Below are 13,955 nucleotides of genomic sequence, written 5' to 3'. Positions count from 1 at the left end.
CAGGATGAAGGACATGCGCCCTCCAGCGACGGTATCCCTGGCGACGGTCAGGCACTGGTGCCTGTGCAATGGCCTGGACAGGCAGGGCCTGCGCGCGATCTACCGGGAAGCCCACCTCATCTGCATGGCGCGCCTGTTGCACTACGTGTTTCTCGAGCATCTATGCGATGAGCGGATAACCCACGCGGCAGGCGAGGGCGGCCTGCGCTTGTACCTGGGGCTGGGGCCAAGGTTGCGGATGCAGTTGGTGGGCGATGCTCCACAGGTGTATTTCGAGTTGTTCACCAACCCCATGCTGGACGACGCAGGCCAGTGCCGCGAGCTGGCCTGGTCCGGGCCCTTCTTGCGTGCCCTGGGCCAGGTGCTTGCAGGAACGCCCTATGGCAAGCACTTGCCGGCGTTGGCGCACGACTACCGCAACAGCTTCTGCAATCTGATCCTCAACCTGGCGCTGGGTCGGCGTGCCGGGCAACCCGGGTGTGCCATCGAACCGGTGTGCCGGGGCCATGGCTATTACCCGTTTCCGGCGCTGCGGATCGGCCCCTGCATCCAGGACGTGGTAGATGCCTCGAACCTGTCGCCAGAGCCGGTCTTGCTGTTCCTGGTGAATGCCGCCGGTTTCAGGTTCCACTCCAGCGACTATGCGGACCCGCAGTCTTGCGCGCAGCATTGGGGCGGACCGGATATGGCCGGCCAGGAGGGCCTGTTGCCTGTCCATCCCTGGCAATTGCGACTGTCTCCGGTCGTCCGCGAGCTGCTGCGCAGGGACCTGATCTCCCTCGCGCCGACCCAACTGCAGGTGGTGCCCCTGGCTTCCCAGCGCACTTGCCGGGTGCTGGCGACAGGGTACGACGTCAAGCTGGCGCTGGATGCCACCCTGACCGGGGAACGTCGCTTGTTGTACCGCCTCAATAGCTACAACGCGCCCTTCGTTTCCAGCATCGTCCGTGAGGTCCATCGGCGCAGCGAGATCGCCAGCATCGGCTTCCAATACGACGTCGCCTCCCTGTGCTGGGACGATGCCTTGGTCAGCGAACATCTGAGCGCCATCGTCAGGGGGCCTTGCCTGGCAGGAGCTGGCGAGGTGGTGGTGCCGGCCCTGAACCTCTGGAACCCGACCGGACAGGCCGCGCCCCTGCTGAAGCTGGACAGCCACCGCGACCGCCTCGATAGCTTTTGGCGCTACGCCGAGGTGCTGATGACCGGCCCGTTGCAGCTTTGCGTGCAATGGGGCATCTGCCTCGAACCGCATATGCAGAACAGCTACATCGTCCTGCGCGATGGCAAGCCGGTGCGGCTGTTACTGCGTGACCTGGACAACACGATCATGGACCCGGCCCGGGTGCGCCCCATCTGTCAGGAGCTGCGTGTACCGCTGGCGCCCGATACCTGGGCCCACATGCCGGATACCCCGATTGGCCAGGGACGGCTGGTCCACGCGATGCTGCATGGACACCTGTATCTGGTCATGCATTGGCTGATCAAGCACCGGGGCATGGCGCTGGCCGAGCTGGAGCCGTGCCTGGAACAGCACTGGCAAGGACTGGCTGCCCGATTGCGCAGTACCTCGGGCCAGGGCGAGCTGCAGCGGCTACGAGCCATGGTGGGGTCCACCAAGCACTCCCTGAGCATGCGCCTGGAGCAATCCTCGAACATGAGGTTCTGAGTCGGGGCCGAGCACCAACCCAAATCTGCCAATACCTCTATCGGCAACTTTTACCTGATTGCCATAAGACCTACGCATTCGTTCCCTAGGATGGCCTGCATCTGCCAGATGAGGTCCGTCCATGAACAACTCCCCCGCAACCGCCCTGAGCAACCCTGGCGCGCCGATGAAGGTGCGCGGCATCCAGAAGCGCTTCGGTGCCTTCACTGCCCTGGACAACGTATCCCTGGACGTGGCCGCTGGTGAGCTGGTGTGCCTGCTGGGGCCGTCGGGCTGCGGCAAGACCACCTTGTTGCGCTGCATCGCCGGCCTGGAGCGCCAGGATGCGGGCGAGTTGTACCTGGGCCAGCGTGACGTCTCGAACCTGGCGCCGCAGGCTCGGGACTACGGCATCCTGTTCCAGTCCTATGCGCTGTTCCCCAACCTCACGGTGGAGGCCAACATCGCCTATGGCCTGGCCGGCAATGGCCGTGACGAAGCCCGCAAGCGCGTGGCGCAGATGCTCGAACTGGTGGGCCTGACCGGCAGCGAGAAGAAATACCCCGGCCAGTTGTCCGGCGGCCAGCAGCAGCGCGTGGCCCTGGCTCGGGCCCTGGCCCCTTCGCCGTCGCTGTTGTTGCTGGACGAGCCGATGTCGGCCCTCGACGCCCGCGTGCGCGAGCACCTGTGCACCGAACTGCGCCAGCTGCAGCGGCGCTTGGGCATCACCACCCTGATGGTGACCCACAACCAGGACGAGGCCATGTTGATGGCCGACCGCATCGCCGTGATGAACAACGGCAAGGTCGAGCAGTACGCCACGCCCCAGGAAATCTACGACCGTCCGGCCACGCCGTTTGTCGCCGAGTTCGTCGGCCAGGGCAACTGGCTGCCCTTCAGTCGCAGCAGCGACAGCCATGCCCAGGTGGGCGGGATGAACCTGCGCCTGGCCGACGACTCGGCCAAGGCCGCCTCGGGGCGCCTGTTCTGCCGTCCGGAGGCCATCAGCGTGAACCCGCCGGTGCATGAGGAAAACCTGTTCCCGGCCAAGGTCCGCGAGATCACCTTCCTCGGCAACCGCTGCCGCATGAGTTTCGAACTCAACCAGTTGCCGGGGCATCCGTTGCTGGCGGAGCTGGCACCGGAGGCCATGCCGCGCCTGGGAGCCCAGGACATCTGGGTGGCCCTGCCACCGCGCAGCCTGCAGGTGTTTGCCTGAGATGGCCGTCGAAATGTCCCTGCCGCTACCCGCCAAACGGGCGCGCCAGGTTTCCCGTGCCGAGATCGGCGATCGAGTGTTCGTCATCGGCGGCAAGGTTTTGCTGCTGGTGTTGCTGGGGGTAGCGGTGCTGCTGCCGCTGCTGGCGATCTTCTGGCGCGGTTTCAGTGCCGAGGCCGGGCAGGGCGGTGGCTGGCTGGCCGCCCGCGAACTGGTCACCAGCGCCAACTTCCACTGGCTGCTGGGCAACAGCCTGAAAGTCTCCCTGAGCGTGGCCGCCATCGTCGTGCCTCTGGCCTACCTGTTCGCCTACGCCCTGCAACGTACCTTGATCCCCGGCAAGGGCATCTGGCGCGGCCTGTCGCTGCTGCCCTTGATGGCGCCGTCGATGCTGCCGGGCATCGCCCTGGTCTACCTGTTCGGCAACCAGGGCCTGCTGCGCGGGTTGTTCGCCGACAACATCTACGGCTTCTGGGGCATCGTCCTGGGCGAGGTGATCTACACCTTTCCCCATGCCCTGATGATCCTGCTGTCGGCGCTGTCCCTGGCCGATGCGCGGCTGTTCGATGCCGCCTCGAGCATGGGCGCGAGCCCGGCCAAGGCGTTTCGCAGCATCACCTGGCCGGCCACCCGGCAAGCGGTATTCGCCGCGTTCTGCCTGGTGTTCACCCTGACCATCACCGATTTCGGGGTGCCGGTAGTAGTGGGCGGCGACTACCAGGTGCTGGCCCTGGAGGCCTACAAGGCCGTGGTGGGGCAGCAACAGTTCGGCCGTGGTGCCCTGATCGGCATGGTGCTGCTGGTACCGGCCCTGTTGAGTTTCGGCGTCGATGCCTGGTTGCGCCGGCGCCATGGCGACTCCATGAGCGGCCGGGCCCAGGTGTTCAAGCCGGCGCCCTCGCGGCTGCGTGATGGCTGCTACCTGGCCATCGTGCTGCTGATCTGCGCGGCGCTGCTGCTGGTGTTCGGCATGGCGGTGTACTCATCGCTGGTGAAGTTCTGGCCCTATAACCTGTCGCTGTCGCTGAACCACTACCAGTTCGACGAAACCGCCGGCGGCGGCTGGCTGGCCTATCGCAACAGCCTGACCATGGCCCTGTGCACGGCACTGATCGGCAGCGTGGTGATCTTCACCGGCGCCTACCTGATGGAGAAGACCAGCGGCCAGCGCAGCTTGAACCTGGCCCTGCGCATGCTCAGCTTCGTGCCCATGGCAGTGCCCGGGCTGGTGCTGGGCCTGGGCTACGTCTTCTTCTTCAATCTCAACGGCAACCCGCTGCATGTGTTCTACGGCAGCATGGCGCTGCTGGTGGTGTGCACCATCGCCCACTACCTGACCACCGCGCAGATGACCGCCACCACCGCCCTGCGCCAGCTGGATGCGGAGTTCGAGGCGGCGGCGCTGTCGCTCAAGGCGCCGCTGTACCGCCATTACCTGCGGGTCACGGTGCCGATCTGCCTGCCGGCGCTGCTGGACATCGTGCGCTATCTGTTCGTTTCGGCCATGACCACGGTTTCGGCGGCGATCTTCCTCTACAGCCCCGACACCATCCTGGCCGCCGTGGCCGTGCTGAACATGGACGACGCCGGCAACGTCGGCGGCGCCGCGGCGATGTCGACCCTGATCCTGTTCACCTCGATCGGCGTGTCGCTGCTCCTGGCCGCTGCTTCGCGCGGCCTGCTGCGTCGCTCCCAGGCCTGGCGCCAGACCGCGCCCGGCCACTGAATTCACCCAACCACCCACGATCCGTACTCACCAAGGAACCGCACCATGTTCAAGCCTCTGGCTCTTGCCGCTTCTGTCCTCTGCGCTGTCAGCCTGAACGCCTTTGCTGCGAAGACCGAGCTGACGGTCTACACCGCCCTCGAAGCCGAGCAACTGAAGTCCTACAAGCAGGCCTTCGAGCAGGCCAACCCGGATATCGAGATCAAGTGGGTACGTGATTCCACCGGGATCATCACCGCCAAGCTGCTGGCCGAGAAGGATCGCCCGCAGGCCGATGCGGTCTGGGGCCTGGCGGCTTCCAGCCTGGCGATCCTCGACCAGCAAGGCATGCTGCAGAACTATGCGCCCAAGGACCTGGGCAAGATCGGCGGCAACTACCGCGACGCCGCCAACCCGCCGGCCTGGGTCGGCATGGACGTGTGGGCCGCCACCATCTGCTTCAACACCGTGGAAGCCCAGAAGCAGGGGCTGAGCAAGCCGGTGAGCTGGCAAGACCTGACCAAGCCCGAGTACAAGGGCAAGATCGTCATGCCTAACCCGGCCTCCTCGGGCACCGGTTTCCTCGATGTCAGCGCCTGGCTGCAGACCTTCGGCGAGAAGCAGGGCTGGAAGTACATGGACGACTTGCACCAGAACATCGGTCAGTACGTCCATTCCGGCTCCAAGCCGTGCAAGCTGGCCGCCGCCGGCGAGTTCCCCATCGGCATTTCCTTCGAATACCCGGCCGTGCAGCTCAAGCGCAAGGGCGCGCCGCTGGACATCGTGTTGCCCAAGGAAGGTCTGGGCTGGGAAATCGAGGCAACTGCGGTGATCAAGGGCACCGCCCATGAGGACGCGGCCAAGAAGCTCGCCGACTTCTCCGCCAGCCCGGCAGCCATGGAACTGTACAAGGAAAACTTTGCCGTGCTGGCCCAGCCGGGGATCGCCAAGCCACAGACCGAGCTGCCAGCGGACTACGAGCAACGCCTGATCAAGAACGACTTCGCCTGGGCTTCGAAGAACCGCGACGAGATCCTCGCCGAGTGGCGCAAGCGCTACGACGGCAAGTCGGAGAAGGTCGCCGCGCAATAACGCCAGGTACTTGCCATGGCGGGGGAGCCTGCTCCCTCGCCATAACCAACGAGACATGAACATGACCAACCACAGCGATCTGCTGATCGTCGGCGCCGGCATCCTGGGCCTGTCCCACGCCTATGCGGCGGCCAAGCGCGGTTTGCGGGTGCGAGTATTCGAGCGCAGCGCGACCCCCCAAGGGGCGTCGGTGCGCAACTTCGGCCAGGCCCTGGTGACCGGCCAGCCGCCGGGCACCATGCTCGAGCTGGCCAGGGCCAGCCGGGAGATCTGGGCCGACTGGCAGCAACTGGCCGGGCTGCAGCTCAAGCGCAATGGTTCTTACCTGTTCGCCCGCACGGAGGCCGAGGAGCAACTGCTGGAGGCCTTCTGCGCCGGGCGTGCGCGGGAGCATGGCTATCGGGTCGAACTGTTGCAGGGGGCGGCGCTCAACGACCTGTACGGCGGCCAGTTCCGTCATCACCGCGCGGCCCTGCATGGCCTGGACGACCAGCAGCTGTATTCGCGCGAAGCGCTGCCGATGCTGATCGACTACCTGCGCCGGGACCTGGGCGTGCAGTTCCACTTTTCGACCCTGGTGCGCGATATCGAGCCAGGCCTGCTGCGCAGCACCGCCGGGACCTTCCAGGCACCGCGCATCCTGCTGTGCTCGGGACACGACTACCAGACCCTGCTGGCCGAGCAGATCGCCGCCCTGCAGCCGCAGATCTGCCGTCTGCAAATGTTGCGCGCCCGGCCCCAGCTCAACCTGAACCTGCAGCATGCCCTGCTCACCGGCCTGAGTTGCGTGCACTACGGCGCCTTCGCCGACCTGCCCGAGGCGAAGGCGGTACAGGCGCAGATCCTGCGCGAGGCTGCGCATCTGCATGAGCACGGTATCCACCTGCTGATCAGCCCGACGCCTTATGGCGAGCTGATCATCGGCGATTCCCACGATTACGGCAGCGATCCGTCGCCTTTCAACAGCGAGCAGGTGGACAGCTGGCTGCTGGAGCTGGCCGAGCAGACCCTGGGCTGCAAGGTCCAGGTGGTGGAGCGTTGGCAGGGTGTCTATGGCGCCCGTGGGCCGGGGCCGTTTTCATTCCTGCAAGCGATGCCCGGGGTGCATGCGGCGTTGATGCACACCGGCGTCGGCATGAGCGTCGGCCCGGCGCTGGCCGAGCGCAACATCGCCCAGTTGCTGGAGGAAGCCTGATGGACCGCGAGCGGGCGATCGCCGAGGTTTTCGGCCTGTACGAGCGTTTTGGCGACCATGACTACATCGGCGAGCCGATCTCGCAGATCGAGCATATGTCCCAGGCCGCGCAGCTGGCTCTGGCCGAAGGGCATGACGATGAAGTGGTGCTGGCGGCGTTCTTCCACGATATCGGGCATATCTGCCAGCAGGATGCCGAGAACATGGGTGGTTTTGGCGTGGTCAGCCATGAGCGGTTGGGGGCCGACTACCTGCGCCGGGCCGGTTTCGGCGAGCGTATGGCGAAGCTGGTGGAGTACCACGTGCAGGCCAAGCGCTACCTGACCTTCAAGGAGCCGGGGTATTTCCAGCGCCTGAGCGAGGCCAGTCGCCGCACCCTGGAGTACCAGGGCGGGGTGATGACGGCCGAGGAAGCCGCGGCATTCGAGCAGGACCCGCTGTGTGCGCTGAGCTTGCGCCTGCGCCAGTGGGACGAGCAGGCCAAGCAGGAGTGGGTGCCGGTGATGGACCTGCAGATCCTCAAGGACAAGGCCGTAGCCCTGCTCCAGCCCTTGTAGCCGCTGCCGAGCGTGCGAGGCTGCGACAAGGCCGCCAGGCCTGCAGCGATCTTGCGGCTACCGGGGCCCTGCGGCTCATGCGCAGACTGCGGCAGCGGTTACACGGAGGATTACAGGTCCTGGGCCAGGATTTCGATCTGCTCCTGGCGTTCGGCCTGCTCCTGGCGTTTGCCGGGGTTGAGGGATGACCACTGCGGGTGGGCCCGGGCCTTGCCCAGGGCTTGCGGCAGCTTGCCCTCGCGCCAGCTTTTATCCTCGGGGGTGGCCAGCTGGATGCTCTCCAGCGCTGCGTGCCCGCGCAGGTCCAGGGCCTGCACCAGCTGCTTCTGACGCAGGGCCAGCAGGCGCAGCACGCTGTCGTCCAGGGTCAGCTCGCGCTGGCCCTTGAGCTTGCCCAACAGGCGGTTGCCATAGCTGCGGGCGGTCTGCAGGGCGCCACCGGCGATGGCCCCGGCGATGGCCGCCGCGCCCAGGGTCAGGCCACCCACCAGCAGGTCCACCCCGGCCCCGGCCGCCGCGCCAGCGGCGATCCCACTCCCGACCCGGACTCCGAGCTGCTTGAGGGTTTCAGGGTTGAACAGATCATCGCCCCAACGCCCGTCCAGCAATGGCAGGTCGCTGGCGCAGGCGTCCTGGGGCCGGAAGGCGTACAGCTTGAGCAAGGCCTCGACGCAGCGTTGCTCACGCTGGCGTACGTCCTGGCGCAGGCTGGCGACGGCCTGGCGCTCCTGCTCGGCGTCGCTGGCCACGCCGCGCCGGCAAGCCGCGCAATCCACCAGCAACTCGGCGATCAGTCGGGCCGCGCTGTGGCGGCGTGCCAGGCGCTGGGCCTGCTGGTCGTCGGTCAAGCGCTGCAGCGCCGGGCGGGCCTGTTCGAGCAACAGCCCGAGGCTTTCGTACAGGCGCCGTTCGCCGTCCTCCGGCGGGGCCACGCTGTCGAACCGCACCAAGGCGTGCAGCCCCAGGCGGGCCAGGGCTTCGCGCCAGTCGCCCTCGCGCTGGGTGGCGCTGCTGACGAAGTTCAGCACCGGCAACAGCGGTTTGCCGCAGCCGGCCAGCACTTCCAGTTCGTCGCGGTACTTGGCCAGGACCGGTTCCCGGGCATCGATCACGTACAGCCCGGCGTCCGAGGCCAGCAGCTGGCGCAGGACCTTGGCTTCCTGCTCGAAGCGCTGGCGCGCCTCGCTGCCATCGAGAAAGCGAGCCAGGCGCGCCGGGCCATCCAGGCGCTCGCCGGGACGCTCCAGGCGTTCCAGGTAGTCCAGCAGGGCGATGGCGTCTTCCAGGCCCGGGGTGTCATAGAGTTCCAGCAGCGGCTGGCCATCCACCGACAGCCGCGCGCCTTCCACGTGGCGGGTGGTGCTGGGGCGATGGGATACCTCGCCAAACTCCACATCCCGGGTCAGGGTGCGCAGCAGCGAGGTCTTGCCGACGTTGGTGTGGCCGACCACCGCCAGCGTCAGCGGCCGGGTGCGGGTATCAGTCATGGCCGGTCTCCAGCCAGTTGAAGGGCGCGCAGTCGGCGAACGGCAGTTGCAGTCGCTCCAGGGCAGCATGCCAGTCGCCCAGGCGCTCGGCGTCCAGGGCCTGGCCGGCGGGGGCCTGCAGCAACCAGATGCGGGTGGCGCCGGCATTGCGGGCCAGTTCGGCGATCAACCCCAGGCTACCGCGGTCGGGCGAGCGCCGAGGGTCGCAGGCGATCAGCAGGCGGGCCGGGGGGAAGCGGCTCATCTGCTCCAGCAGGCGGTGGCGCGATTCGCGGTTGTCGAGGATCCCGGCGTCCTGGACCGCTTCGGGCAACTGCGGCGGCCAGGTGCGTTGGTCGTCCAGCTCGATGGCCACCAGCAAGGCGCCGCTGCTGTCCAGGCTGCTGCTGCCGCCTGCGATCTGATGCAGGTGTTCTGGCGCCAGGTCGTTGACCCCCAGGCGCTCGCTGCTGGGCATCAGGCGCTCGCGCAGCTGGGCGTAGCCGGGCAGCTTGAGGTCCAGTTGCAGGCGGGCCCGGCCGTGGACCCAGCGCCAGCGGCAAAGCAGCATCAGCACCAAGCGCGGCAGCACGCCGTAGATCACCAGCGATGCCACCAGCCACACCGCCCAGGATTGGCGCACCAGCTCGGTGTTGTAGACGTCCCGGGTACTGGCCTGGATCATTTCCACGGTCGGCACGCCGAAGCCCAGGGCCCGCGGGCCGGCACTCAGGAAGTTGGTGATCGAGACGAAGGCGTCGGCCCCCAGCAGGGTGCTCTCCCAGACGAAGTCGTAGCGATGGGTGATCAGTTGCGCCAGCAGCATGCTCATGGCGCTGAGCAGGGCCAGCAGCCACAGGCCGTGGACCAGGGTGCCCAGGGCCCAGCGGTTGAGCTTGTGGCGTTGCAGCAGGAGCAGCAGCGCCGGCGGCAACTGGGCGGCCTTGGCATCGCGCGAGCACTTTTCACTGAGCCACAGCCACAGGCGGCCCAGCCCGGAATCGTGGCCGCCGAACAGCAGCAACCCGGCTAGCCAGCCCAACAGCAGGAGCAGGTTGATCCCCAGCAGGCTGCCCAGGGCCCAGAACACATTCACCGGCTCGTGGGTGTCGCCCAGGGCGCTGAAAGCCAGGCCGGCACCACTGAGGACCGCCAGCACCGCCAGGACCAGGAAGGCCAGGCGTGCCCCTTGCCACCAGTGCAGCAGCGCGCTGTCCAAGCCGTCGCGCCGGGCCAGCCACAGGGCCCGGGCCTGGATCCGGCTGGCCAGGTCGCCACCGTGTTGCCGGGCCACGCGGTTGGCTTCCTGGTCATCCAGGGGGCCGGCGTGTTCCTCGCGCAGGCGCACGGTTTCGGTCAGCCACAGTCGTTGCAGGGGAGTCATTGCAGTCACGCGTCATTCCATCGCTCAAGAGTGCGCTGAGCATAACTGCTGCAGCGTTGGTCGGGTTGGATAGCGGGGATTCGCCGTGGGGCGGGAACAGATCCCCGGGCCTCTGGTATGCTCGCCGGCATGAAAAAATCACTCCCTCTGAGCCTGATCGCGGCACTCGCTGAAAACCGCGTGATCGGCATCGACAACAGCATGCCCTGGCACCTGCCGGGGGATTTCAAGTACTTCAAGGCCACGACCCTGGGCAAGCCGATCATCATGGGGCGCAAGACCTGGGACTCTCTTGGCCGGCCGTTGCCCGGGCGGTTGAACATCGTGGTCAGTCGTCAGACCGATCTGGCGCTCGAAGGTGCCGAGGTGTACCCGTCGCTGGAAGCCGCAGTGGTGCGCGCCGAGCAATGGGCCCTGGAGCAGGGTGCGAGCGAGCTGATGCTGATTGGTGGCGCGCAGCTCTATACCCAGGGCCTGGAACAGGCGGATCGGCTGTACTTGACGCGGGTGGCCTTGAGCCCGGAAGGGGATGCGTGGTTCCCAGAGTTCGATGAACAGCGCTGGAAGCTGGTGTCCGACCAGCCCAACCCGGCGCAAGGCGACAAGCCGGCCTACAGCTTCGAAGTCTGGGAAAGAGCCTGAGGTGTAGCCGCTGCCGAGCCTGCGAGGCTGCGTAAAGGTCCGCAGGACCTTCGGCGATTCCGATGCCCTGCGGCCCTGCGGCCCTGCGGCCCTGCGGCCCATGCGGGCCATGCGGGCCATGCGCAGCCTGCGGCAGCGGCTACCCTGAACCCTGGCTCAGGCGTGGGCCAGGTCTTCGTGCTCGTCGGCGTCCAGCAGGGCCTTGTCGGTCTGTCCCATCGCCTGGCTGGTGATGGCGCCGGCGGTCATCGAACCGCTGACGTTCAGCGCGGTGCGTCCCATGTCGATCAGTGGCTCCACCGAGATCAGCAGGGCCACCAGGGACACCGGCAGGCCCATGGCCGGCAGCACGATCAGCGCGGCGAAGGTAGCGCCGCCGCCGACGCCGGCGACACCGGCCGAACTCAAGGTCACGATGGCCACCAGGGTGGCGATCCACAGCGGGTCCAGCGGGTTGATGCCTACGGTCGGGGCGACCATCACCGCCAGCATGGCCGGGTACAGGCCGGCGCAGCCGTTCTGGCCGATGGTGGCGCCGAACGAGGCGGCGAAGCTGGCGATGGACTGCGGGATGCCCAGGCGCCGGGTCTGCGCCTCGATGCTCAGGGGAATGCTCGCGGCGCTGGAGCGGCTGGTGAAGGCGAAGGTCAGCACTGGCCAGACCTTGCGGAAGAAGCGCAGCGGGTTGATCCCGGCCAGGGCGACCAGCAGGCCGTGGACCACGAACATCAGGCCCAGGCCGATATAGGACACCACCACGAAGCTGCCCAGCTTGATGATGTCCTGCAGGTTGGAGCCCGCCACTACCTTGGTCATCAAGGCCAGCACGCCGTAGGGCGTGAGCTTCATCACCAGGCGCACCAGGCGCATCACCCAGGCTTGCAGGGTGTCGATGGCATTGAGCACCTTCTGGCCTTTATCGGCGTCGTCCTTGAACAGTTGCAATGCTGCAACGCCCAGGAACGCGGCGAAGATCACCACGCTGATGATCGAGGTCGGCTTGGCTCGGGCCAGGTCGGCGAAGGGGTTCTGCGGGATGAACGACAGCAGCAACTGCGGCACGTTGAGGTCGGCGACCTTGCCGGCGTAGTCGCTCTGGATCACTTGCAGGCGAGCCAGTTCCTGGGTACCGGCCACCAGCCCTTCGGCACTCAGGCCGAACAGATTGGTCAGGCCGATGCCGATCAGGGCCGCGATGGCCGTGGTGAACAGCAAGGTGCCGATGGTCAGGAAGCTGATCTTGCCCAGGGACGAGGCGTTGTGCAGGCGGGCCACGGCGCTGAGGATCGAGGCGAACACCAGCGGGATCACGATCATTTGCAGCAGTTGCACATAACCGTTGCCCACCAGGTCGAACCAGCCGATGGAGGCCTTGAGGACCGGGTTGCCGGCACCGTAGATGCTGTGCAGGGCGATACCGAACACCACGCCCAGCACCAGTGCCAGCAGGACCTTCTTGGCCAGGCTCCAGGTGGTGTGGCGGGTTTGTGCCAGGCCCAGCAGCAGGGCCAGGAACACCAGCAGGTTGAGGATCAGCGGCAGATTCATTGGGGCTCCGGTAAACGTGTGCCAATCGCGGCTCGGGGCGATTGCGAACCGGTAAGCCTAACAGCTTGAAATCTATTGAATTAATAACGATATCGCATGGCGACCGTCGTTTTTGGAATAAGCCGGTGGCGCTATAGCGCATGTGGTTGGCGCTGATGGGACGCGAAAAGTCGCGTACAGACGAGAACTGTCACAAGGATTTGTTAGCGTCGATGACTTTCACCCAGGGAGAAATCGCCGATGAAATTCGCACCCAAACTGCTCGCCGCCGCCCTTTGCCTGGGCCTCGCCAGCCAGGTTTTCGCCACCGAGTTGAAGCACTGGCCGCAAGAACAGGCCAAGCAGCTGGAGGCGATGATCGCGGCCAACGCCAACAAGGGTAACTACGCGGTGTTCGACATGGACAACACCAGCTACCGCTACGACCTGGAAGAAGCCCTGCTGCCTTACCTGGAGAACAAGGGCCTGATTACCCGCGACAAGCTCGACCCATCGCTGAAGCTGATCCCGTTCAAGGACACCGCCGAGCACAAGGAGAGCCTGTTCAGCTACTACTACCGGCTCTGCGAGATCGACGACATGGTCTGCTACCCCTGGGTCGCCCAGGTGTTCGCGGGCTTCACCCTCAAGGAGCTCAAGGGCCATGTGGACGAGCTGATGGCTTCCGGCAAGCCGGTATCGAGCACCTACTACGACGGCGATGCGGTGAAGACCATCGAGGTCAACCCGCCCAAGGTCTTCACCGGCCAGGCCGAGCTGTACAACAAGCTGATGGAGAACGGCATCGAGGTCTACGTGATGACCGCCGCCTCCGAGGAGCTGGTGCGCATGGTCGCCGCGGACCCCAAGTACGGCTACAACGTCAAGCCGCAGAACGTCATTGGCGTCACCACCCTGCTCAAGGACCGCAAGACCGGGGCCCTGACCACCGCCCGCAAGCAGATCGCCGAAGGCAAGTATGACCAGCAGGCCAACCTTGGCCTGGAGCTGACGCCCTACCTGTGGACTCCGGCCACCTGGATGGCTGGCAAGCACGCGGCGATCCTGACCTATATCGATGAGTGGAAGAAGCCGGTGCTGGTGGGTGGCGACACTCCCACCAGCGATGGCTACATGCTGTTCCACGATGTGGACGTGGCCAAGGGCGGCATCCACCTGTGGATCAACCGCAAGGACAAGTACATGAACCAGCTCAACGGCATGATCGCCAAGCACGCCGCGGCCCAGGCCAAGGAAGGGCTGGCGGTGACCGCCGACAAGAACTGGGTGATCGTCAAGCCCGAAGACATCCAGTAAGCCAGCCTGCGCCCAGTGGCACGGCCCCGCCCGGGGTGTTTGTGCCACTGGGGGCAAGGACGCCTGCCAGGGCCCCGCAGGCCTTGGCCGGGGGAATGTTTCAACTTGTGACAGTCAAAGCCCCTCTGCCATAATCGCGCCCGTTTCCACTCCTCCCGCCTGCTCTCCCTGTGCCGGGCCATGCCCCGTCTGCACGTAATGGACTA

General features: G+C 66.2%; 11 protein-coding genes. 8 read left to right on the top strand and 3 right to left on the bottom strand.

Annotation, left to right across the window (positions count from 1 at the left end; all coding sequences use genetic code 11):
* Positions 1-13 precede the first annotated feature (13 nt).
* The 6 genes from C4K40_RS29765 to C4K40_RS29740 all read left to right on the top strand — a co-directional run bounded on the left by C4K40_RS29765 (position 14) and on the right by C4K40_RS29740 (position 7,413).
* Positions 14-1,666: an IucA/IucC family protein gene (locus tag C4K40_RS29765; protein ID WP_053133877.1), complete on the top strand. Its 1,653-nt coding sequence runs from the start codon at positions 14-16 to the stop codon at positions 1,664-1,666.
* Positions 1,667-1,787: 121 nt separating this feature from the next.
* Entirely contained in the window at positions 1,788-2,864 is a 1,077-nt protein-coding gene (locus C4K40_RS29760) for a putative 2-aminoethylphosphonate ABC transporter ATP-binding protein (protein WP_022641669.1), read from the top strand.
* 1 nt (position 2,865) lies between these two features.
* Positions 2,866-4,590 (top strand): putative 2-aminoethylphosphonate ABC transporter permease subunit, encoded by a 1,725-nt coding sequence (locus C4K40_RS29755; protein ID WP_053133880.1) that lies wholly within the window; start codon positions 2,866-2,868, stop codon positions 4,588-4,590.
* 45 nt (positions 4,591-4,635) lie between these two features.
* A complete protein-coding gene (locus C4K40_RS29750; protein WP_022641667.1) occupies positions 4,636-5,661 on the top strand; it encodes a putative 2-aminoethylphosphonate ABC transporter substrate-binding protein in 1,026 nt (341 codons plus the stop codon).
* 61 nt (positions 5,662-5,722) lie between these two features.
* Positions 5,723-6,856, top strand: coding sequence for a TIGR03364 family FAD-dependent oxidoreductase (locus C4K40_RS29745; RefSeq protein WP_053133883.1), 1,134 nt, complete (start codon positions 5,723-5,725; stop codon positions 6,854-6,856).
* Complete coding sequence (locus tag C4K40_RS29740) at positions 6,856-7,413, top strand: phosphonate degradation HD-domain oxygenase (protein WP_053133886.1); 558 nt, start codon at positions 6,856-6,858, stop codon at positions 7,411-7,413. The genes C4K40_RS29745 and C4K40_RS29740 overlap by 1 nt, the downstream gene beginning before the upstream one ends.
* Positions 7,414-7,523: 110 nt before the next feature.
* On the opposite strand, the gene C4K40_RS29735 is transcribed toward C4K40_RS29740, so the two are convergent.
* Positions 7,524-8,900 (bottom strand): GTPase/DUF3482 domain-containing protein, encoded by a 1,377-nt coding sequence (locus C4K40_RS29735; protein ID WP_053133889.1) that lies wholly within the window; start codon positions 8,898-8,900, stop codon positions 7,524-7,526.
* The gene (locus C4K40_RS29730; RefSeq protein ID WP_053133893.1) at positions 8,893-10,272 is read right to left on the bottom strand and encodes a DUF2868 domain-containing protein; all 1,380 of its coding nucleotides are present in this window, start codon (positions 10,270-10,272) and stop codon (positions 8,893-8,895) included. Before C4K40_RS29730 ends, C4K40_RS29735 begins: the two co-directional genes overlap by 8 nt.
* Positions 10,273-10,392: 120 nt before the next feature.
* On the opposite strand from C4K40_RS29730, the gene C4K40_RS29725 reads away from it, so the two are divergent.
* A complete protein-coding gene (locus C4K40_RS29725; RefSeq protein ID WP_053134098.1) occupies positions 10,393-10,905 on the top strand; it encodes a dihydrofolate reductase in 513 nt (170 codons plus the stop codon).
* A gap of 156 nt (positions 10,906-11,061) precedes the next feature.
* Here the strand turns inward: C4K40_RS29725 and C4K40_RS29720 are convergent, their stop codons facing one another.
* A complete protein-coding gene (locus C4K40_RS29720; RefSeq protein WP_022641662.1) occupies positions 11,062-12,453 on the bottom strand; it encodes an L-cystine transporter in 1,392 nt (463 codons plus the stop codon).
* A 240-nt stretch (positions 12,454-12,693) separates the two neighbouring features.
* Between C4K40_RS29720 and C4K40_RS29715 the strand changes: the two genes are divergently transcribed.
* The gene (locus tag C4K40_RS29715) at positions 12,694-13,749 is read left to right on the top strand and encodes a hypothetical protein (protein WP_053133896.1); all 1,056 of its coding nucleotides are present in this window, start codon (positions 12,694-12,696) and stop codon (positions 13,747-13,749) included.
* Positions 13,750-13,955 lie beyond the last annotated feature (206 nt).

Origin of the sequence: Pseudomonas sp. CMR5c (genome assembly GCF_003850545.1) — a bacterium.
Lineage (GTDB): Bacteria > Pseudomonadota > Gammaproteobacteria > Pseudomonadales > Pseudomonadaceae > Aquipseudomonas > Aquipseudomonas piscis.
The sequence above is the reverse complement of the archived record's forward strand: the minus strand, read 5'-3'. Positions and strand labels throughout refer to the sequence as shown.

Excerpts from the sequence above, each read along its gene's own strand:
- C4K40_RS29750 (WP_022641667.1), top strand. The coding sequence starts at position 4,636 with ATGTTCAAGCCTCTGGCTCTTGCCGCTTCTGTCCTCTGCGCTGTCAGC.
- C4K40_RS29755 (WP_053133880.1), top strand. The coding sequence starts at position 2,866 with ATGGCCGTCGAAATGTCCCTGCCGCTACCCGCCAAACGGGCGCGCCAG.
- C4K40_RS29715 (WP_053133896.1), top strand. The coding sequence starts at position 12,694 with ATGAAATTCGCACCCAAACTGCTCGCCGCCGCCCTTTGCCTGGGCCTC.
- C4K40_RS29720 (WP_022641662.1), bottom strand. The coding sequence starts at position 12,453 with ATGAATCTGCCGCTGATCCTCAACCTGCTGGTGTTCCTGGCCCTGCTG.
- C4K40_RS29740 (WP_053133886.1), top strand. The coding sequence starts at position 6,856 with ATGGACCGCGAGCGGGCGATCGCCGAGGTTTTCGGCCTGTACGAGCGT.
- C4K40_RS29765 (WP_053133877.1), top strand. The coding sequence starts at position 14 with ATGCGCCCTCCAGCGACGGTATCCCTGGCGACGGTCAGGCACTGGTGC.
- C4K40_RS29745 (WP_053133883.1), top strand. The coding sequence starts at position 5,723 with ATGACCAACCACAGCGATCTGCTGATCGTCGGCGCCGGCATCCTGGGC.
- C4K40_RS29760 (WP_022641669.1), top strand. The coding sequence starts at position 1,788 with ATGAACAACTCCCCCGCAACCGCCCTGAGCAACCCTGGCGCGCCGATG.
- C4K40_RS29735 (WP_053133889.1), bottom strand. The coding sequence starts at position 8,900 with ATGACTGATACCCGCACCCGGCCGCTGACGCTGGCGGTGGTCGGCCAC.
- C4K40_RS29725 (WP_053134098.1), top strand. The coding sequence starts at position 10,393 with ATGAAAAAATCACTCCCTCTGAGCCTGATCGCGGCACTCGCTGAAAAC.